This is a genomic window from Klebsiella sp. HMSC16A12, from assembly GCF_001808265.1.
Taxonomy (GTDB): Bacteria; Pseudomonadota; Gammaproteobacteria; order Enterobacterales; family Enterobacteriaceae; genus Klebsiella; species Klebsiella pneumoniae.
The window spans coordinates 1-21037 of the sequence record NZ_KV792607.1 but is presented as its reverse complement, the minus strand read 5'-3'; the positions used below and the strand labels follow the sequence as shown (position 1 = coordinate 21037).

The window sequence follows — 21037 nt, the reverse complement described above, 5'->3', positions numbered from 1 at the left end:
CCTGAAGGTCCGGGGCGGCATACGAGCTGCCCCTGGTCTTTACTGACACGAGAATACGCATAGCCTATGAAGCCAATTTTTAGCCGTGGCCCCTCGCTACAGATTCGCCTTATTCTGGCGGTGCTGGTGGCGCTTGGCGTGATTATCGCCGACAGCCGCCTGGGTACGTTCAGTCAAATCAGAACGTACATGGATACAGCCGTCAGCCCTTTCTACTTTGTCTCTAATGGTCCCCGGGAACTGCTCGACAGCGTATCGCAGACGCTAGCTACCCGCGACCAGCTCGAACTGGAAAACCGTGCGCTGCGCCAGGAGCTGTTGCTGAAAAACAGCGATCTGCTGATGCTGGGCCAGTACAAGCAGGAGAACGCGCGCCTGCGTGAACTGCTTGGCTCGCCGCTGCGCCAGGACGAGCAAAAAATGGTGACGCAGGTCATCTCAACGGTCAACGACCCTTACAGCGATCAGGTGGTTATTGACAAAGGCAGCGTGAACGGCGTCTATGAAGGCCAGCCGGTTATCAGCGATAAAGGCGTCGTGGGGCAGGTCGTGGCCGTGGCGAAAATGACCAGCCGGGTGCTGCTGATCTGCGATGCCACTCATGCGCTGCCGATCCAGGTTCTGCGTAACGACATTCGCGTCATTGCCGCCGGTAACGGCTGCACGGACGATCTCCAGCTTGAGCATCTGCCGGCAAATACCGATATTCGCGTCGGCGACGTGCTGGTGACCTCCGGTCTCGGCGGTCGTTTCCCTGAAGGGTATCCGGTCGGGGTAGTCTCCTCGGTGAAACTGGACACCCAGCGCGCCTATACCGTGATTCAGGCGCGTCCGACGGCCGGGCTGCAGCGCTTGCGCTATCTGTTGCTGCTGTGGGGCGCCGATCGTAATGGCGCTAACCCGATGACCCCGGAAGAGGTTCATCGGGTGGCTAACGAACGTCTGATGCAGATGATGCCGCAGGTACTGCCTGCGCCGGATGCGATGGGGCCGCAGATGCCGGCGCCCGCCACCGGGTTGACGCCGCCTCAGCCGTCGCAGCCTGCAGGGGGGCAATAGTGGCAAGTTACCGTAGCCAGGGACGCTGGGTTATCTGGCTCTCGTTTCTTATCGCGCTATTGCTGCAAATTATGCCCTGGCCGGCGGACATCAGCGTTTTCCGGCCCAACTGGGTATTATTGATCCTGCTGTACTGGATCCTCGCGTTGCCGCACCGGGTAAACGTGGGGACGGGTTTCGTGATGGGGGCTATTCTTGATCTCATCAGCGGTTCAACGCTCGGCGTTCGCGCGCTGTCTTTAAGCATCGTCGCCTATCTGGTCGCGCTGAAGTATCAACTGTTCCGTAACCTGGCGCTGTGGCAGCAGGCGCTGGTGGTAATGCTGTTATCCCTGGCCGTGGATATCATTGTTTTCTGGGCAGAGTTTTTAGTGATCAACGTCTCTTTCCGTCCGGAAGTATTCTGGAGTAGTGTAGTAAACGGCATCCTCTGGCCATGGCTCTTCCTGCTGATGCGTAAAGTGCGTCAGCAATTTGCAGTGCAATAAGGTTGATATGACAACTCTGTATCTCGCTTCTGGTTCCCCGCGTCGGCAGGAACTGCTGACTCAGCTTGGTCTCGCTTTCGAGCGTCTGGTTCCTGGTATCGAGGAGCAGCGCCAGCCGCAGGAGAGCGCCCAGCACTATGTCGTCCGCCTGGCGCGCGAAAAAGCGCAGGCCGGGGTGGCGATGGCCACCCGCGATTTGCCGGTGCTGGGAGCGGATACGATTGTCATTTTGAACGGCGAAGTGCTGGAAAAACCGCGCGACGCCGAACACGCTGCAGCGATGCTGCGTTTGCTTTCCGGCCACACCCATCAGGTCATGACCGCGGTGGCGCTGGCGGATAAGCAGCAAACGTTGGACTGTCTGGTGGTCACGGAAGTGACCTTCCGGCGGCTCAGCGAGCAGGATATCGCCGATTATGTGGCCAGCGGCGAGCCTTTAGATAAAGCAGGTGCATACGGTATTCAAGGGTTGGGTGGTTGCTTCGTCAGGAAGATTAATGGCAGCTATCACGCCGTAGTCGGCTTACCGCTGGTGGAAACGTATGAGTTGCTCAGTAACTTTAACTCACTGCGTAAAGGAAAGGGATAAAGATGACGGCTGAATTATTAGTTAACGTAACGCCATCCGAAACGCGCGTTGCGTATATTGATGGCGGTATTCTGCAGGAAATCCATATTGAGCGTGAAGCGCGACGCGGAATAGTAGGCAATATCTACAAAGGTCGTGTTAGCCGAGTGCTGCCGGGAATGCAGGCGGCTTTTGTAGATATTGGTCTGGATAAGGCGGCGTTCCTTCACGCCTCCGATATCATGCCGCATACCGAGTGCGTCGCCGGTGAGGAGCAAAAGCAGTTTACCGTGCGCGATATTTCGGAGCTGGTGCGCCAGGGCCAGGACCTGATGGTCCAGGTGGTTAAAGATCCGCTGGGTACCAAAGGCGCGCGTCTGACCACCGATATTACCCTGCCTTCCCGCTATCTGGTCTTTATGCCAGGCGCCTCCCACGTGGGGGTCTCTCAGCGGATTGAAAGCGAAGCCGAGCGCGAGCGCCTAAAAAAGGTCGTCGCAGAATATTGCGATGAGCAGGGCGGGTTTATCATTCGCACCGCTGCGGAAGGCGTTCACGAGCAGGAGATGGCCGCCGATGCCGCTTATCTTAAGCGCGTATGGACCAAGGTGATGGAGCGCAAAAAGCGCAACCAGACCCGCTATCAGCTGTATGGCGAGCTGGCTCTGGCCCAGCGCGTGCTGCGTGATTTTGCCGATGCGCAACTGGATCGCATTCGCGTCGACTCGCGCCTGACCTATGAGGCGTTGCTCGAATTCACCGCCGAATATATCCCGGAAATGACCAGCAAGCTGGAACACTACAGCGGCCGTCAGCCGATATTCGATCTCTTTGACGTTGAGAACGAAATTCAGCGCGCGCTGGAGCGTAAAGTCGAGCTCAAATCGGGGGGCTATCTGATCATCGACCAGACCGAGGCGATGACCACCATCGATATCAACACCGGGGCCTTTGTCGGGCACCGCAATCTTGACGATACGATCTTCAATACCAACATCGAAGCCACCCAGGCGATAGCCCGCCAGCTACGTTTGCGTAATCTCGGCGGCATTATCATCATTGATTTCATAGACATGAACAATGAAGATCACCGTCGACGGGTGTTGCACTCTTTAGAGCAGGCGCTGAGTAAAGATCGGGTGAAGACCAGCATTAACGGCTTCTCCCAGCTGGGCCTGGTGGAGATGACCCGTAAACGCACCCGTGAAAGCGTGGAGCATGTGCTGTGCAACGAGTGCCCAACCTGCCACGGACGTGGAACGGTAAAGTCGGTGGAAACGGTGTGCTATGAGATTATGCGTGAGATCGTCCGCGTACATCATGCTTATGATTCCGATCGCTTCCTGGTCTATGCTTCCCCTGCGGTGGCGGAAACCCTGAAAGGGGAAGAGTCGCATGCGCTGGCGGAAGTGGAAATCTTTGTCGGCAAGCAGGTGAAGGTACAAATTGAGCCGCTCTATAATCAAGAGCAGTTCGATGTGGTTATGATGTAAGACACCGCGTCATTGTGCGGCTGACAAGGAGAGAGGCGTGAGGCGACTGCCCGGGATTTTATTGCTCACCGTGGCAACATTGATTGTTATCGTCGCGCTGCTGGTGAGTGGCTTGCGTCTCGTGTTGCCACAGCTCGACGCCTGGCGTCCGCAGCTGCTGGAGAAGATCTCCACCCTCACCGGTACGCCGGTGGACGCCTCGCAGATCACCGCCAGCTGGCAGACTTTTGGTCCGACGTTAGACGCCCGCGATATCCATGTCGGGCTGAAAGATGGCGGCACAATGGCGGTCAAGCGCGTAACCCTGGCGCTGGATGTCTGGCAGAGCCTGCTGCATATGCGCTGGCAGTTCCGCGACCTCACCTTCTGGCAGCTGCAGGTCCATACCAATACCCCTATTCAGACCAATGACGGTGGCGAAAGCCTGAAAACCGACCGCATCAGCGATCTCTTTTTACGTCAGTTCGATCACTTTACTCTGCGCGACAGCCATCTGAGCTTCCTGACCCTTTCCGGTCAGCGGGCGGAGCTGGCGGTTCCGCAACTGACATGGCTTAACGGCAGGAACCGTCATCGCGCCGAGGGGCAGCTCAGCCTCTCCAGCCTCACCGGCCAGCATGGCGTCATGCAGGTGCGGATGGATCTTCGCGATGAGGATGGCCTGCTGAATAAAGGCCGGGTCTGGCTACAGGCGGATGATATCGACGTCAAACCGTGGCTGGGACGCTGGATGCAGGACAATATCGCCCTGAAAAGCGCCCGCTTCAGCCTCGAAGGCTGGATGACCATTGAAAAAGGCGATGTGGCCAGCGGCGACGTATGGCTGAAAAAAGGGGGCGCCAGCTGGCAGGGCGATAACGAAGTCCATCATTTGTCGGTGGATAACCTGACGGCGCATCTCTCCCATGATAAGCAAAGCTGGGCCTTTTATATTCCCGATACGCGGATCGCTATCGATGATAAACCCTGGCCAAGCGGAGCCCTGGCGATGGCATGGATCCCGGCGCAGGACGTTGGTGGCGACGATCGTCAGCGTAGCGATGAGTTACGTATTCGCGCCAGCAATTTGGCCCTCAGCGGCCTGAGCGGGTTACAGCCGTTTGCTGATAAGCTGGCGCCTTCTCTGGGCGAACTCTGGCGTACCACGCAGCCTGGCGGCAAAATCAATTTGCTGGCTCTCGATATCCCCCTGCAGGCGACGGAGAAAACGCGTTTTCAGGCGCAGTGGAGCGATCTGGCGTGGAAGCAGTGGAAACTCCTGCCTGGGGCAGAGCACTTCTCCGGCAGTCTGAATGGCAGCGTTGAGCACGGGGAATTACGCGCCCATATGGCGAAGGCGCTGATGCCGTATGCCGGCGTCTTCCGCGCGCCGCTGGAGATAGCCGCTGGCGAAGCCACGCTCAGTTGGGTGAAAAACGACAAAGGGTTTATGCTTGATGGCCGCGATATAGACGTGCAGGCGACAGGCGTACGCGCCCGCGGCGGCTTCCGCTATCTGCAACCGCAGGGGGACGATCCCTGGCTGGGCATTCTGGCGGGCATCAGCACCAATGACGGTGGCCAGGCATGGCGTTATTTCCCGGAAAATCTGATGGGCAAAGCGCTGGTGGACTATCTGAGCGGCGCGATTAAAGCGGGGCAAGCCAGCGATGCGACGCTGGTGTATGGCGGCAATCCGCATCTATTCCCTTATCCGCATAATGAAGGCCAATTCCAGGTTTATGTTCCGCTGAAGAACGCCACTTTTGCCTTCCAACCGGACTGGCCGGCGCTAACCGGGCTGAACATCGACCTCAATTTTATCAACAACGGCCTGTGGATGCGGGCGGATAAAGCGATGCTTGGCAACGTGACCGCCAGCAATCTCGATGCCGCGATCCCGGACTATGCGCAGGAAAAACTGCTGATTGATGCCGATATCAAAGGCCCGGGCAAAGAGGTTGGACCTTACTTTAATACTACGCCGCTGAAAGAGTCGCTCGGGGCAGCGCTGGATTCCCTGCAGCTGGATGGGGATGTGAGCGCTCGCTTACATCTTAATATCCCCCTCGACGGCGAGATGACCACCGCGAAAGGCGATGTGCGCCTGCAGAATAATAGCCTGTTTATCAAACCGTTAGATACTACGCTGCAGAACCTGAGCGGTAATTTCAGCTTTGTGAATGGCGATCTCAATAGTCAAACGTTGAGCGCGACCTGGTTTAATCAGCCGCTGAACCTCAATTTTTCCACCCGCGAAGGTGAAAAAGCGTTTCTGGTGGATGTCGGGATGAATGCCAACTGGCAGCCGTCGCGCACCGGGCTGCTGCCGAAAGCCGTGAGTGAGGCGTTGAGCGGTAGCGTCCCGTGGGATGGCAAGGTCGCCATCGAACTGCCGTACCATGGCAATGCCAGCTATAAGGTCGATATCAACGGCGATCTGAAGAATGTGAGCAGTCGCTTACCTTCGCCAGTCAGTAAGCCCGCCGGCGAACCCCTTCCGGTCAAAATTAACGTCGCCGGCGGCCTGAGCAGCTTCGACCTGACCGGCTCCATCGGGGCGAAGAATCATATTAACAGCCGCTGGTTGCTCAATCATAAGCTGACGCTGGATAGAGCGATCCTTACCACTGACAGCAAAGGGCACTCTCCGCTGCCCGATCAGCCCGGTATCGAGCTCAACCTGCCGCCGATGGATGGCGCGCAGTGGCTGGCGCTCTTCGAGAACGGCGCGGCAAATGAAGTGAGCAGCAGCGTGCTCTTTCCACCGCGCATTGTGCTGCGTACGCCGTCGCTGGCCCTCGCGGGGCAACAGTGGAACAACGTCAGTCTGATGTCCCAGCCGGTCGCCGGCGGCTCGCAGGTTGAGGCGCAGGGGCGTGAGATCAATGCCATATTGACGATGCGCGACAATGCTCCGTGGCTGGCAAATGTGCGTTATCTCTATTTCAATCCGGCCAGCGCCAGCGGCCAGAACGCAACAGAGAATGTGGCCCCCCAGACGGCGACGCGGCTGGATTTCCATGGCTGGCCCGATCTGCAGCTACGCTGCGCGGAATGCTGGCTGTGGGGACAAAAATATGGCCGCATCGATGGGGATGTGGCGATCAAAGGGGATACCTTAACGCTCTCCAACGGCCTGGTGGATACCGGGTTTGGCCGGCTGACGACCAACGGCGTGTGGGTGAACGCCCCTTCAGGGGTTCGAACCTCGCTGAAAGGCAGACTGCACGGCAATAAGACGGATGCATTTGCGGATTTCTTTGGCGTCTCCACGCCGGTGAAGGATTCGCCGTTTGATATCGACTACGATCTGCACTGGCGCGCGCCGCCCTGGTCACCCGATGTCGCGTCGCTCAATGGCATCATTAAAAGCCACCTGGGCAAGGGGCAGTTTACCGACCTGAGTACCGGGCACGCTGGCCAGCTGCTGCGTCTGCTGAGTGTGGATGCCCTGCTGCGTAAACTGCGTTTCGATTTCAGCGATACCTTCAGCGAAGGCTTTTACTTCGATTCGATTAACAGTACGGCATGGATTAAGGATGGCGTACTGCATACCGATGATACGCTGGTGGATGGCCTTGAAGCGGATATTGCTATGAAAGGGTCGGTCGATCTGGTGCGTCGCCAGCTGGATCTGCAGGCGGTGGTGGCGCCGGAGATCTCCGCGACCGTCGGCGTGGCGGCGGCCTTTGCCGTCAACCCCATCGTCGGCGCGGCGGTATTTGCCGCCAGCAAAGTGCTGGGTCCGCTGTGGAATAAAGTTTCGATTCTGCGCTATCGCATCACTGGCCCGATTGACCAGCCGCAGATCAATGAAGTGCTGCGCCAGGCGCGCAGCAATAAAAAGCAATGATTTGACGATTGCCGGGAATTGCCGCAATCTCAATAGATAGCCTTCTGTATTTCCGCCTGTCAGGCGGCAACAAACGAGTAGCATAACGATGAGTCTGAACCTGGTAAGTGAACAATTACTGTCGGCAAATGGCCTGAATCATCAGGACCTGTTTGCCATTCTTGGTCAACTGACCGAGCGCCGCCTCGATTACGGCGATCTCTATTTTCAGTCGAGCTATCACGAATCCTGGGTTCTGGAAGACAGCATCATTAAAGATGGGTCGTACAATATCGACCAGGGCGTAGGCGTGCGCGCCGTCAGCGGCGAAAAAACGGGCTTTGCCTACGCCGATCAGATCAGCAAACTGGCGCTGGAGCAGAGCGCCCAGGCGGCGCGGACCATTGTGCGCGACTCCGGCAATGGCAAAGTGCAGACCCTCGGCGCCGTAGAGCATCGTGCCCTGTACACCAGCATCGACCCGCTGCAGAGTATGACCCGGGAAGAGAAGCTGGATATTCTGCGCCGGGTAGACAAAGTCGCCCGGGCGGCGGACCAGCGGGTGCAGGAGGTTTCAGCCAGCCTGAGCGGGGTGTATGAGCTCATCCTGGTCGCCGCCACCGATGGCACTCTGGCCGCCGACGTTCGTCCGCTGGTTCGTCTTTCCGTCAGCGTGCTGGTGGAAGAGGATGGCAAGCGTGAGCGCGGCAGCAGCGGCGGTGGCGGGCGTTTTGGTTATGACTATTTCCTCGCCTCCCAGGAGGGCGACGTGCGGGCTGATGCCTGGGCGAAAGAAGCGGTGCGCATGGCGCTGGTCAACCTCTCGGCGGTCGCCGCCCCTGCGGGGATGCTGCCGGTGGTGCTCGGCGCCGGCTGGCCTGGCGTCCTGCTGCATGAAGCGGTCGGCCATGGGCTGGAAGGCGATTTCAACCGGCGTGGCACCTCGGTCTTTAGCGGCCATATGGGGGAATTAGTCGCCTCTGAGCTGTGCACCGTAGTGGATGACGGCACCATCGCCGATCGCCGTGGCTCGGTGGCCATTGATGACGAAGGGACGCCGGGGCAATACAACGTGCTAATCGAAAACGGCATTCTGAAAGGCTATATGCAGGATAAACTCAACGCGCGCCTGATGGGCGTCGCACCGACCGGCAATGGCCGACGTGAGTCGTATGCCCATCTGCCGATGCCGCGTATGACCAACACCTATATGCTGGCGGGCCAGTCGACGCCACAGGAGATTATCGAATCGGTCGACTACGGTATCTTTGCGCCTAACTTCGGCGGCGGGCAGGTGGATATCACCTCCGGTAAATTCGTCTTCTCCACTTCCGAGGCCTATCTGATCGAAAAAGGGAAGGTCACGAAGGCGGTGAAAGGGGCCACGCTGATTGGCTCCGGCATTGAGACCATGCAGCAGATTTCGATGGTGGGCAACGACCTGCGCCTGGATAACGGCGTCGGCGTCTGTGGCAAAGAGGGCCAGAGCGTGCCGGTGGGCGTCGGCCAGCCGACCCTGAAGGTCGATAACCTTACCGTCGGCGGCACCGCCTGATCCTGACCTGGTTCCCGGCGCTGCCGGGAACCGCTTCACCGGGCGATCCCGCGCCCGTGCATGCCCTGATAGATCTTCGCCACGTCGACAAAATACTCCGTCAGATAGTTGATACAGACCTGCACTTTCAGCGGCAGTTTATCCTTTTCCGTATACAGGGCGTAGACCGGTCGCGGATCGGACTGATAGCTGGGCAGCAGGATCTCAAGCTCACCGCGGTTGATCTCTTCGATCGCCCACATTAAGGGTACATAGGCGATACCCACCCCGGCGGTCAGCCAGCGCACCAGCGTCATAGGGTCGTTGGTCACGAAGCGCCCCTGCGGGGTGAGGCGGGTCGAGATCCCTTCCGGCGCGATAATGACAAACTCATTGTCCGGCCGCACGCTATATTCCAGCCAGGCATGTCCGGCAAGGTCGGCCGGTTTCTCTGGATTGCCAGCCTGCGCCAGATAGCTTTTAGCGGCGCATAATACCATCGGCATTGAGCCCAGGCGGCGGGAAAAAAGGCTGGAATCCTGCAGGGCGCCCACGCGGATCACCACGTCAAGGCCGTCGGCGATCAGGTCTGGCGCAGGTATGCCGGTGACCAGATTAACAGAGAGCCCGGGGTATTCTTTGAGCATTTTCGCCGTTATGCGCGCCAGAACATTCTGTGCCATAGTTGAAGAGCAGCCGATGCGCAGCGTCCCGATGGGGGTATTGTTAAATGCGTATAATTGCTCATGGACATCCTGCGCTTCAAACAGCATCCTACGGCAGCCCTGGTAATAGATTTTACCTGCTTCAGTTAAGCCAAGGCTGCGGGTGCTGCGGTTGAGTAGCTTTACCTGCAGCTCATCTTCCAGTTTGGCGACGGTCTGACTGATCGAGGAAACGCTCATCTGAAGCTGGCGGGCCGCTGCGGTGAATGAACCTAATTCGACCACTTTGGCGAAAACGGACATGCGTTTTAATCGTTCCATTATTCACTCTGGCTTAAAAGTGATTTAGATCACACATTGTAGATAATGCGGCAATCGTTACGTTAATATATTGTTAGCTACATAATAAACGCATCTGCTCACTACCTGTACGCTTCTTATTCAAGGTCATCATGAGTCTGTTTCCTGTCATCGTGATTTTCGGCTTATCGTTTCCGCCGATCTTCTTCGAGTTGCTTTTGTCGCTGGCTATCTTTTGGCTGGTGCACCGACTGCTGGTTCCGACCGGCATTTACGATTTTGTCTGGCACCCAGCACTGTTTAATACGGCGCTCTATTGCTGCCTTTTTTATTTGATATCGCGCTTGTTCGTTTGAGGTTGATGTGAAAACACTAACAAGAAATATCCTCCGTACTGCCATTACCGTGATACTGGTCATTCTGGCCTTCGTGGCGATTTTCCGCGCCTGGGTTTATTACACCGCCTCGCCGTGGACGCGTGATGCGCGCTTTAGCGCCGACATTGTGGCGATTGCCCCCGACGTCTCCGGGCTGATTTCTCAGGTAAACGTCAAGGATAACCAACTGGTTAAGAAAGACCAGGTATTGTTCGTTATTGACCAACCTCGTTACCAAAAAGCGCTGGCGCAGGCGGAAGCTGATGTCGCCTATTATCAGACGTTAGCTCAGGAAAAACGCGTCGAAGCCGGTCGGCGTAATAAGCTTGGCGTACAGGCGATGTCGCGGGAAGAGATTGATCAGGCGAACAACGTACTGCAAACCGTTGAACATCAGCTGGCGAAAGCGGTGGCTAGTCGCGACCTGGCCAGGCTAGATCTGGAGCGGACGGTCATTCGCGCCCCTGCGGATGGCTGGGTGACTAACCTTAACGTCTACACTGGGGAATTTATCACCCGTGGCTCCACGGCGGTGGCGCTGGTGAAAGAGAATACGTTTTACGTCATGGCCTATCTGGAAGAGACCAAACTGGAGGGCGTCCGTCCAGGCTATCGTGCGGAGATTACCCCGCTGGGCAGCAGCAAAACCATTAAAGGGACGGTGGACAGTATCGCTGCGGGGGTGACCAACGCCAGCAGCAGCAGCGACTCGAAAGGGATGGCCTCGGTCGACTCCAACCTTGAGTGGGTGCGTCTGGCGCAGCGTGTGCCGGTGCGTATTCGCCTCGATCACCAGCAGGGGAATCTGTGGCCATCGGGCACCACGGCGACGGTAGTGATCACCGGTCAAGAAGATCGTGATACCAGCCAGGCCAACTTCTTCCAGAAACTGGCTATGCGCCTGCGCGAATTTGGTTAATCGCTATGGGGACATATACCATTGCTCCCCGGCATCTCCGCTTTGCCATTAAGCTTGCATGCGCGGTGGTGCTGGCGCTGTTTGTCGGTTTCCATTTTCAGCTCGAAACGCCGCGCTGGGCGGTACTGACGGCAGCGATCGTCGCCGCCGGGCCGGCCTTTGCTGCTGGCGGCGAACCGTACTCCGGCGCGATCCGCTATCGCGGTATGTTGCGTATTGCCGGGACCTTTATTGGCTGTATTGCGGCGCTGGTTATCATCATCCTGATGATCCGCGCGCCTCTGCTGATGATGCTGGTCTGCTGTCTGTGGGCCGGGTTTTGTACCTGGGTTTCGTCGCTGGTCAAGGTCGAAAACTCCTATGCCTGGGGGCTGGCCGGGTACACCGCGCTGATTATCATTATTACCATCCATACCAATCCGATGCTGGCGCCGCAGTTTGCTGTCGAACGCTGCAGCGAAATTGTCATCGGTATTGTCAGCGCCATCGTCGCCGATCTCCTGTTTTCGCCGCGTTCGATTAAAAAAGAGATCGACCTCGAGCTCGATAATCTGCTGATTGCACAGTATAAGCTGATGCAGTTATGCGTCGCGCACGGTGATAAAGAGGAAGTGGATCAAGCCTGGGGAGCGCTGGTACGCCGCACTACGGCGCTGGAAGGTATGCGTAGTAACCTGATTATGGAATCCTCACGCTGGGCAAAGGCCAATCAGCGCCTGAAGGCGATCAACACCCTTTCGCTAACCCTTATCACCCAGGCTTGCGAAACCTATCTGATTCAGAACTCACGCCCGGAAATGGTCACGGACGACTATCGCGAGCTGTTCGCCGAGCCGGTTGAGACGGTGCAGGATGTTCACCAGCAGCTGAAGCGCATGCGCCGCTTCCTGACCTGGAAAGGCGAGCATAATACCCCGGTCACGATTTATAGCTGGGTGGGCGCCGCCACGCGTTACCTGCTGCTTAAGCGCGGCGTGGTGGGGAATACTAAAATCAGCCGTATCGAGGATGGCGTGTTGCGCGGCGAAACGGTGGTTAAAGTGGAGTCCGCCGAACGTCATCACGCGATGGTGAACTTCTGGCGCACCTCTGTCTCCTGTATTCTCGGAACGCTATTCTGGCTGTGGACGGGCTGGACCTCAGGCAGCGGCGCGATGGTAATGATCGCCGTGGTTACCGCGCTGGCGATGCGCCTGCCGAATCCCCGAATGGTGGCGATAGACTTCCTCTATGGCACCCTGGCGGCGTTACCGTTGGGCACCTTGTACTTCCTGGTGATCATGCCGGCGACGCAGCAGAGCATGCTGTTGCTTTGCATCAGCCTGGCGGCGATGGCGTTCTTTATCGGGATCGAAGTGCAGAAAAGGCGTCTCGGATCGCTGGGGGCGCTGGCGAGCACCATCAACATTCTGGTGCTGGATAATCCGATGCAGTTCCAGTTCAGCCAGTTCCTCGATAGCGCGCTGGGGCAGATCGTCGGCTGTTTCCTCGCTCTGATGGTTATTCTTATTGTCAGGGATAACTCCCGGGCCAGAACCGGTCGGGTGCTGCTGAACCAGTTTGTCTCCGCGGCGGTCTCTTCGCTGACCACCAACTCGGCGCGTCGCAAAGAGAATCATCTGCCCGCGCTCTATCAGCAGCTGTTTTTATTACTCAATAAATTCCCAGGTGACGTCGCCCGTTTCCGTCTGGCGTTGACGTTAATCATCGCCCATCAGCGCTTGCGCGATGCGCCCGTGCCGGTGAATGACGATCTCTCCGCCTTCCATCGTCAGCTGCGACGAACCGCGGACCATGTGATCTCCGCCGGCAGCGATGATAAGCGTCGGCGCTATTTTACCCAGTTGCTGGCGGAGCTTGATGTCTATCAGGAGAAGCTGCGAGTCTGGGAGGCCTCGCCGCAGGTTACCGAGCCGGTACGGCGACTGGTTGAGATGTTGCATAAGTACCAGCATGTGCTGACCAGCAGCTAACCCATAAACCGACGCCCAGGCGTCGGTTTTTTTATCGCTATACTTAACGGCGACAGAAAGAGAAGCGGGAGGGGCTGTCATGACCACCTATACGTTTGATTTTGACGAAATCGCCGAACAACAGGATTTCTACCGGGAGTTTTCCCGAACCTTCGAGCTGGCTCAGGATAAGGTCAACAACCTGGATTCGCTATGGGACGCAGTGACCGGTGGCCTGCTACCGCTGCCGCTGGATATTGAGTTCATCCATTTAAATGACAAGCAGCGCCGGCGCTTTGGCGCATTGATTTTATTGTTTGATGAAGCAGAGGAAGAGCTGGAGGGGGAGTTGCGTTTTAATGCCCGACAAGCATAAAAAAGCCCCCGGCAGGCGGGGGCAAGTCGTCGAAATAAGACGACGAGGGTTTATTTGTACAGCTCAGCGGTGGCGTGCCAGCTATCGCCGGTACGTGCTTCAATAATACGGTAGCTGCTGGCGCCTTCTTTCTCGGCTTTAGCCGCCAGTTCCTGACGCATGTCCATTGGCGCACTACCTACCTGGGATACGGAGATGGTGCCCATGGATTGCAGATTTTGGGCTTGCTCTGCGTTCACTTGCTGGACAGCCGCGCTGGCACCGAAAGAGAGAAGGGAAGCCAGGCCAAGGGATGCGATGATCATTGCGCGTTTCATAATCTTTACTCCAGTCTTTGTTTTGCCGCGGCGGGGCGATGTATGTCGCCGGGCCGCGGTAGAGAATTTTTGTCAGGTTAATCGTTGACGTCTAAAACTTATTTATACAGCTCAGCAGTGGCATGCCAGTGGTCGCCAGTGCGGGCTTCAATAATGCGGTAAGAAGAAGCCCCTTCTTCCTGCGCTTTTTTGTTCAGCATTTCATGCATATCCATCGGGGAAGATGCTACCGCGCCGACGGAAACCGTGCCGATGGCCTCGCGGCCCTGGGCCTGCTCGCTGTTGATAATATCAGCGGCGAAAGCGCCAAACGACACGACGGACAGGATGCTGATAGCAGCTACAGTGGTTTTGATTTTCATGATGTTCACCTCGTCGAATCTTTTTGTTGGGGGTCTTTGTTTCGTGACCCTCATCACAAAACCAAGTATACACTAATCACCAAAAATATTAATACCATGCTAATTGTTTTGTGCGTTAATAGTTACAATAGATTGCGCTTTTTATAACGGATAAGAATTAAAAATGACACGTTAGCGACAGCGATAAGATTTATTTCTAATAAATTCATAAAGGTATACGAATTTGATCTTTTGTGCGTTTTACGATTTTCGCGTTAGTAAAAGAACGTATAGACGGCGTAAATGACACTAAGTGTTAAATAGTTGTTGTGCCGGAAGGGGGGAGAGGCAAAAGAAAAGGGAGTCGCCCTCTGACGGTAGCCAGAGGGGAATTACTCAGAGTTCCTGCTCAAACAGAACCAGAATGGCGTCGTGCAGATCTTTCACCGTAAAACCGCGCGCAGGCGTGGTAAAGATGGTGTCATCCCCGGCGATACTGCCAAGAATGCCTTCCGCTTTGCCCAGCGAGTCGAGAAGACGGGCGATCAGCTGCGCGGCGCCGGGGCTGGTATGAATCACCACTACGGCATCGTTATAGTCGATATCCAGCACCAAATTCTTCAGCGGGCTGGAGGTGGTCGGTACCCCAAGCTCGGCAGGCAAGCAATAGACCATTTCCATTTTGGCGTTACGGGTACGCACCGCGCCAAATTTGGTGAGCATGCGGGAAACCTTCGATTGGTTGATATTCTCGAAGCCCTCTTCCTGCAGCGCCTGGACGATCTCTCCCTGCGAGCTGAATTTCTCTTCTTTAAGCAGCGCTTTAAACGCTTTAACCAGTTCTTCTTGTTTTGCCGAACTTCGCATAAGTCACCCAGATTATGGTGGTAAAATCAACATCATTATGCATAACCATGAATTTTTATGCAAATAATCCGCGAAAGGATAGGTCAATAATGTTATGAAGGGGGCATATTTTAGCAAAAAAACCGTATAAGGAACATGTTCTCATCACAACGCTTAAAGCCATGTAAAAGTAAATGAAATGTTATTGAGTTGGTGTTGTTTTGCGCAACTGGCTGGGTGTATTGTAACCAATAGTCGATCCGGTACTTCGCTTTGCTGGATGGTCAGTCAGGAAGCATAAAGTGCGCCGCTGTTCTATTGCTACGCACAATAATGCATTCTTCAGCCATAATCATTGTAATTGTTCATCTTGTGAATTAAGGTCCAGGCGACGGAATAACGAAAGACTAAATTAACCATAATAAGGAGTTTAGGATGAAAGTTGCAGTCCTTGGCGCTGCCGGTGGTATCGGCCAGGCGCTTGCCCTACTACTTAAGACCCAACTGCCTTCAGGTTCAGAGCTCTCGTTGTACGACATCGCTCCGGTTACGCCGGGCGTGGCGGTAGATCTAAGTCATATCCCCACAGATGTAAAAATTAAAGGATTTTCCGGTGAAGACGCTACTCCGGCGCTGGAAGGCGCGGATGTAGTGCTGATCTCCGCGGGCGTGGCGCGTAAGCCCGGCATGGATCGTTCCGACCTGTTTAATGTGAATGCGGGTATCGTGAAGAACCTCGTGCAGCAGATTGCCAAAACCTGCCCGCAGGCCTGCATCGGCATTATCACCAACCCGGTGAATACCACCGTGGCTATCGCCGCCGAAGTACTGAAAAAAGCCGGCGTGTACGATAAAAACAAACTGTTCGGCGTTACCACGCTGGACATCATCCGTTCCAATACCTTTGTGGCTGAGCTGAAAGGTAAATCGGCAACCGAGGTGGAAGTCCCGGTCATTGGTGGTCACTCCGGGGTCACCATTCTGCCTTTACTGTCGCAGATCCCCGGCGTCAGCTTTAGCGATCAGGAAATTGCCGACCTGACTAAACGTATTCAGAACGCCGGTACTGAAGTCGTGGAAGCGAAAGCGGGCGGCGGGTCGGCGACCTTGTCGATGGGCCAGGCGGCTGCCCGTTTTGGTCTCTCTCTGGTTCGCGCCATGCAGGGGGAAAAAGGCGTGGTGGAGTGCGCCTACGTGGAAGGCGACGGCCACTATGCGCGTTTCTTCTCCCAGCCGCTACTGCTGGGGAAAAACGGCGTGGAAGAGCGACAGTCTATCGGCAAACTCAGCGCCTTTGAACAGCAGGCGCTGGAGGGCATGCTGGACACCCTGAAGAAAGATATCGCGCTCGGCGAAGACTTCGTCAACAAGTAATCTCGCCCTAACAGAAGAGCCGGAACCGCAGTTCCGGCTTTTTATTACCTCACTTTTCGCCCCAATGCGCCTGCTGCCGGGCAAATCTGCTAAAATCCCCGCGTTTTAAGCCACCAGCCATGAGGACAGCGTGAAAAAGATTGAAAGAAAGCCGACCCGGGACCAAATCGCGCAGATGATTCGCTACCAGATCCTTTCCGGTGCGATGAAGGCTGGGGATGAGCTGACGCAAGAGAGCATCGCGGAACAGCTGGGACTTTCACGTATGCCGGTTAGGGAAGCGCTGCAATCTCTTGAGCAGGAAGGGTTTCTGGTGCGCTTGCCTAACCGGCATATGCAGGTCTCCACCTTGGCCGTGGAGGATGTGAGCCATATTTTTCGCGTTATTGCGGTGATGGCCGCCGAACTCTTTGCCCTTGTGCCGGCGAATCAGGGGGAAGTGCTGCGCGCACGCGCGCAGGAGCTGGCGCGTCCGGGAGAGAATACGCGCGAACTGGCGTTCCATCAGCTGCTGATTTCCTATCTTGATAATCGCTACCTGGCGAAGGCGTATCAGCAATTTTTGGACGGTTATATTTCTTATGTCATTCTTTATCTGAAAGAGAATGGCCAGGAATCGGCTCTGATACTGAGCGAACTGGCCAACGCCATCGGCAATGGCGAAGGCGGAAAAATTGCCCAGACAACGCAGCGTTATTTCCTTATGCTTGCGGAAATTATGCGTCAACATATGAAGGATTGGGAAAGTGCAGAAGCCTAAATTAGGGAAAATTAAGCTTCTTTCCGCGAAGGAGCAGGTGGCGGCGGTGTTGCGTAAAGCGATCCTGTCGCGGGATTTAGTGGAAGGGCAGGAGATTACCCTTGAAGGGATTGCCCGACTGGTTGGCGTTTCCAGCATGCCGGTACGCGAAGCGTTTCAAATTTTAGCCGCCGACGGTCTGATTCAAGTGCGGCCGAATAAAGGCGCGGTGGTGCTGGGGATTAATGAGCAGACCATCCGCGAACATTATGAAATTCGCGCCGTACTGGAAAGTGAAGCCGTGGCGAAAGCTTCTCGTCCAGGGACCGATATTTCACGCATCGCCCAGGTTCACTATGCCGCAGAGAAGGCGCTGGCAGACAATAATTCTGCTGAATATTCCGACCTGAACCAGGCTTTCCATATGGAGATCTGGAGCGCGGCGGGCAATGAAAAAATGAAGATGCTACTCTGCAACATGTGGAACGGCCTGTCGATGGGACATAAAGTCACCGAAGAAGAGTATGCCGTTATCTCAATTCGCGAACATAAAGCGATTTTACAAGCGCTTGAGCAACATAACGAAGCACTGGCCCGCCAGCGAATGCATGAACATATTATTCGCTCGATGGAAAATATGCTCACTCGATACCTGCCCGATACCACCACCTGAAGGGCTCCTCCGCCAGCGACAGGCTGGCTTTTCTTACATTTATCTGCGCTATTAGTTACTTTTCGTGACGATCTGCACAGGATCTTGATGCAGATCTCATTGCGCGATCATTCCGCAAAAACGCATTGACTTACTTTTTGCATGGGAATAATTTCTCCTTCGTCAATATTGGATACAATATCATATATCATTGATAGGAAAAATTATAAGTATGGAACCTATTACCATCACCCTATGTTTGCTGGTGTTCGCTATCATCATGTTTGTCTGGGAGAAAGTGCCACTGGCAGTGACTTCCATGGTGGTTTGTGTGGCGTTAGTGCTCACCGGTGTATTGGATCTCAAGCAGGCGTTTGCCGGTTTTATCGACAGCAACGTCATTCTTTTTGTCGCCATGTTCATCGTTGGCGGGGCGTTATTTGAAACCGGGATGGCAAACAAAGTCGGTGGCGTGATCACCCACTTCGCCAAAACGGAGAAGCAGCTGATCTTCATCATTATGGTGGTGGTTGGCGTAATGTCCGGTTTTCTCTCCAATACCGGTACGGCAGCCGTTTTGATCCCGGTCGTTATCGGTGTAGCCGCCAAATCGGGATTCACCCGTTCGCGTCTGCTGATGCCGCTGGTGTTTGCTGCCGCGCTTGGCGGCAACCTGTCGCTGATTGGCGCCCCCGGTAACTTGATCGCGCAATCGGCCTTGCAGAATATCGGCAGCGGCTTCGGTTTCTTTGAGTATGCGAAAGTGGGCCTGCCGATGCTGGTCTGCGGCATCCTCTATTTCCTAACCATCGGCTATAAGTTTCTGCCTAATAACTCGAACAGTAGTGAGGTGGGCAGCATTGGCGAACAGCGGGATTACAGCCACGTTCCGCGCTGGAAGCAGATCCTGTCCCTGGTGGTGCTGATCGCCACGATCCTCGGCATGATTTTCGAAAAACAGACCGGTATTAGTCTGACTGTAGCCGGCTGCATTGGTGCCCTGGTGCTGGTCATCACCGGCGTGTTGACGGAAAAACAGGCTTATAAAGCCATTGATTCGCAAACTATTTTTATCTTCGGCGGCACCCTGGCGCTGGCTAAAGCGCTGGAAATGACCGGTGCGGGTAAGCTGGTTGCCGATCAGGTTATCGGCCTGCTGGGTAATAACTCCTCACCGTTTATGCTGCTGGTAGTGGTCTTTGCCCTCTCCGTGGTGATGACCAACTTTATGTCTAATACCGCCACCGTCGCGTTGCTGGTGCCGGTGAGTTTGTCGATTGCCGCCGGTATGGGCGCCGATCCGCGTGCGGTACTGATGGCGACGGTAATCGGTAGCTCCTGCGCCTATGCGACGCCGATCGGGATGCCTGCCAACATGATGGTGCTGTCGGCCGGGGGCTATAAGTTCGTCGATTACGCCAAATCCGGCATTCCTCTAATTATCGTTTCTACCATTGTCAGCCTGATCCTGCTGCCAATCCTTTTCCCTTTTCATCCGTAATTTACGGACGCTGTTCTGACTAAGGAGCCTTTATGAGCAAAAGTGAACAGATATCCCGCATGACCGACATTATGGCCAGGTTCGTGGGATATACCGGCAAAGTATTGCCTGATGACGTCACGGCAAAGCTGCAAGATCTGCATAAGAAAGAGACCAGTCAACTGGCCGATGTGATCTTCACCACCATGATTGAAAACCAACGTCTGGCGAAAGAACTGGATCGTCCTTCCTGCCAGGACACCGGCGTGATCCAGTTTCTAGTGGAGTGCGGCGCCAACTTCCCGCTGATCGGCGAGCTGGAAGCGCTGCTGCGCGAATCGGTAATCAAAGCTACCATCGACTCCCCGCTGCGTCATAACAGCGTGGAGACCTTTGATGAATACAACACCGGCAAAAACGTCGGCAAAGGGACGCCGACGGTATTCTGGGAGATCGTTCCGAATTCCGACCAGTGCAGCATCTACACCTATATGGCTGGCGGCGGCTGCTCGCTGCCGGGTAAAGCGATGGTATTGATGCCGGGCGCTGGCTATGAAGGGGTGACTCGCTTCGTGCTGGATGTGATGACCAGCTATGGCCTGAATGCCTGCCCGCCGCTGCTGGTTGGCGTTGGGGTGGCGACGTCTGTAGAAACCGCGGCGCTGCTGTCGAAGAAAGCGTTGATGCGTCCGATTGGTTCGCACAATGACAACGAACGTGCGGCATTGCTGGAAAAAATGCTCGAAGATGGCATCAACAAAATTGGCCTTGGCCCGCAGGGAATGTCCGGCAATACCTCCGTGATGGGCGTCAATATCGAAAATACCGCACGCCACCCTTCCACTATTGGCGTGGCGGTCAACGTCGGCTGCTGGTCGCACCGTAAAGGGCATATCGTTTTCGATAAAGACCTGAACTACACCATTACGTCTCACACAGGAGTGGCATTCTGATGACTAAAAAAATACTCACTACGCCCATTAAAGATGAAGATTTAGCGGATATTAAAGCGGGCGATATTATTTATCTCAACGGCCATATTGTGACCTGCCGTGATGTGGCTCATCGTCGCTTAATTGAGGGCGGACGTGAATTACCGGTAAACGTTGCTGGTGGCGCGATATTACATGCCGGGCCCATTGTGCGCCCGATTAAAGGTACGGAAGATAAATTTGAAATGGTCTCCGTTGGGCCAACCACCAGTATGCGCATGGAAAAATTTGAAAAAGAATTTATTGCTAAGACCGGTGTGAAATTAATCGTCGGCAAAGGCGGTATGGGCAAAGGAACCGAAGAGGGCTGTATGGAACATAAAGCCTTGCACTGTGTGTTCCCTGCCGGCTGCGCGGTAGTCGCCGCGGTCTGTGTGGAAGAGATTGAAGATGCGCAATGGCGTGATTTAGGCATGCCAGAAACGTTATGGGTTTGCCGGGTGAAAGAGTTCGGGCCGTTAATTGTATCGATCGATACTCACGGCAATAACCTGTTTGAGCAGAATAAAGTGATCTTTAATCAGCGCAAAGAAATTGTCGCCGATGAAATCTGCAAACACGTGAGCTTTATTAAATAACCCCGATTGAATATATCGCGCAGTAATGGCAGCGGCAGCTGACTGCTAAACCGAGGCTTCTGACCAGGCGGTCCGGGGAAATCCACTCTGCTGACGTGGGCTACCGTAAGCCATTATTGCGCTCCCCCCAAAGGCCATTTTATGACTGACAATGCCATCCTGTTAGGCGAAGG

Annotated in this window: 20 protein-coding genes; 16 read left to right on the top strand and 4 right to left on the bottom strand. The window is 55.3% G+C overall.

Going from position 1 to position 21037, the window contains the following annotated elements; all coding sequences use genetic code 11:
- Positions 1-66: 66 nt before the first annotated feature.
- From mreC to tldD, 6 genes are all read left to right on the top strand, one after another.
- Entirely contained in the window at positions 67-1059 is a 993-nt protein-coding gene (gene mreC, locus HMPREF3140_RS11995) for a rod shape-determining protein MreC (protein ID WP_004149974.1), read from the top strand.
- Complete coding sequence (mreD, locus tag HMPREF3140_RS11990; protein WP_002918648.1) at positions 1059-1547, top strand: rod shape-determining protein MreD; 489 nt, start codon at positions 1059-1061, stop codon at positions 1545-1547. The genes mreC and mreD overlap by 1 nt, the downstream gene beginning before the upstream one ends.
- Positions 1548-1554: 7 nt before the next feature.
- The gene (locus tag HMPREF3140_RS11985) at positions 1555-2136 is read left to right on the top strand and encodes a Maf family protein (protein WP_002918646.1); all 582 of its coding nucleotides are present in this window, start codon (positions 1555-1557) and stop codon (positions 2134-2136) included.
- A gap of 2 nt (positions 2137-2138) precedes the next feature.
- Complete coding sequence (gene rng, locus HMPREF3140_RS11980; RefSeq protein ID WP_002918644.1) at positions 2139-3608, top strand: ribonuclease G; 1470 nt, start codon at positions 2139-2141, stop codon at positions 3606-3608.
- A gap of 37 nt (positions 3609-3645) precedes the next feature.
- The gene (gene yhdP, locus HMPREF3140_RS11975) at positions 3646-7443 is read left to right on the top strand and encodes an AsmA2 domain-containing protein YhdP (protein ID WP_004174111.1); all 3798 of its coding nucleotides are present in this window, start codon (positions 3646-3648) and stop codon (positions 7441-7443) included.
- An 88-nt stretch (positions 7444-7531) separates the two neighbouring features.
- Entirely contained in the window at positions 7532-8977 is a 1446-nt protein-coding gene (gene tldD, locus HMPREF3140_RS11970) for a metalloprotease TldD (RefSeq protein WP_023317316.1), read from the top strand.
- Between the two features lie 35 nt (positions 8978-9012).
- Here tldD and aaeR read toward each other — a convergent pair whose 3' ends face one another.
- Positions 9013-9942, bottom strand: a complete 930-nt coding sequence (gene aaeR, locus HMPREF3140_RS11965) for an HTH-type transcriptional activator AaeR (protein WP_002918641.1) — start codon at positions 9940-9942, stop codon at positions 9013-9015.
- Positions 9943-10073: 131 nt separating this feature from the next.
- Between aaeR and aaeX the strand changes: the two genes are divergently transcribed.
- The 4 genes from aaeX (at position 10074) to HMPREF3140_RS11945 (ending at position 13545) form a co-directional block, all read left to right on the top strand.
- The gene (aaeX, locus tag HMPREF3140_RS11960; protein ID WP_002918640.1) at positions 10074-10277 is read left to right on the top strand and encodes a p-hydroxybenzoic acid efflux pump operon protein AaeX; all 204 of its coding nucleotides are present in this window, start codon (positions 10074-10076) and stop codon (positions 10275-10277) included.
- Positions 10278-10284: 7 nt separating this feature from the next.
- A complete protein-coding gene (aaeA, locus tag HMPREF3140_RS11955) occupies positions 10285-11217 on the top strand; it encodes a p-hydroxybenzoic acid efflux pump subunit AaeA (RefSeq protein ID WP_002918639.1) in 933 nt (310 codons plus the stop codon).
- Positions 11218-11222: 5 nt separating this feature from the next.
- Positions 11223-13190 (top strand): p-hydroxybenzoic acid efflux pump subunit AaeB, encoded by a 1968-nt coding sequence (aaeB, locus tag HMPREF3140_RS11950; RefSeq protein WP_032412484.1) that lies wholly within the window; start codon positions 11223-11225, stop codon positions 13188-13190.
- Between the two features lie 79 nt (positions 13191-13269).
- Complete coding sequence (locus tag HMPREF3140_RS11945) at positions 13270-13545, top strand: barstar family protein (RefSeq protein WP_002918629.1); 276 nt, start codon at positions 13270-13272, stop codon at positions 13543-13545.
- A gap of 50 nt (positions 13546-13595) precedes the next feature.
- Here the strand turns inward: HMPREF3140_RS11945 and yhcN-B are convergent, their stop codons facing one another.
- The 3 genes from yhcN-B to argR form a co-directional block, all read right to left on the bottom strand.
- On the bottom strand, positions 13596-13862 hold the full coding sequence (gene yhcN-B, locus HMPREF3140_RS11940; protein ID WP_002918627.1) for a DUF1471 family stress response protein YhcN-B: 267 nt from the start codon (positions 13860-13862) through the stop codon (positions 13596-13598).
- A 98-nt stretch (positions 13863-13960) separates the two neighbouring features.
- On the bottom strand, positions 13961-14224 hold the full coding sequence (yhcN, locus tag HMPREF3140_RS11935; protein ID WP_002918626.1) for a peroxide/acid stress response protein YhcN: 264 nt from the start codon (positions 14222-14224) through the stop codon (positions 13961-13963).
- Between the two features lie 375 nt (positions 14225-14599).
- The gene (argR, locus tag HMPREF3140_RS11930) at positions 14600-15070 is read right to left on the bottom strand and encodes a transcriptional regulator ArgR (RefSeq protein ID WP_002918625.1); all 471 of its coding nucleotides are present in this window, start codon (positions 15068-15070) and stop codon (positions 14600-14602) included.
- A 414-nt stretch (positions 15071-15484) separates the two neighbouring features.
- Here argR and mdh point away from each other — a divergent pair, with 414 nt between their 5' ends.
- The 6 genes from mdh to ttdB all read left to right on the top strand — a co-directional run bounded on the left by mdh (position 15485) and on the right by ttdB (position 20864).
- A complete protein-coding gene (mdh, locus tag HMPREF3140_RS11925) occupies positions 15485-16423 on the top strand; it encodes a malate dehydrogenase (protein WP_002918570.1) in 939 nt (312 codons plus the stop codon).
- Between the two features lie 130 nt (positions 16424-16553).
- The gene (locus HMPREF3140_RS11920; protein WP_004181430.1) at positions 16554-17183 is read left to right on the top strand and encodes a GntR family transcriptional regulator; all 630 of its coding nucleotides are present in this window, start codon (positions 16554-16556) and stop codon (positions 17181-17183) included.
- Positions 17170-17835 (top strand): GntR family transcriptional regulator, encoded by a 666-nt coding sequence (locus HMPREF3140_RS11915; RefSeq protein WP_004181429.1) that lies wholly within the window; start codon positions 17170-17172, stop codon positions 17833-17835. The genes HMPREF3140_RS11920 and HMPREF3140_RS11915 overlap by 14 nt, the downstream gene beginning before the upstream one ends.
- A 211-nt stretch (positions 17836-18046) precedes the next feature.
- The gene (locus HMPREF3140_RS11910; RefSeq protein WP_004181428.1) at positions 18047-19315 is read left to right on the top strand and encodes an SLC13 family permease; all 1269 of its coding nucleotides are present in this window, start codon (positions 18047-18049) and stop codon (positions 19313-19315) included.
- A gap of 32 nt (positions 19316-19347) precedes the next feature.
- Positions 19348-20247, top strand: coding sequence for a L(+)-tartrate dehydratase subunit alpha (ttdA, locus tag HMPREF3140_RS11905; protein ID WP_004181427.1), 900 nt, complete (start codon positions 19348-19350; stop codon positions 20245-20247).
- Positions 20247-20864 (top strand): L(+)-tartrate dehydratase subunit beta, encoded by a 618-nt coding sequence (gene ttdB / locus HMPREF3140_RS11900; RefSeq protein ID WP_004188410.1) that lies wholly within the window; start codon positions 20247-20249, stop codon positions 20862-20864. The genes ttdA and ttdB overlap by 1 nt, the downstream gene beginning before the upstream one ends.
- The last annotated feature ends 173 nt before the right edge of the window (positions 20865-21037 follow it).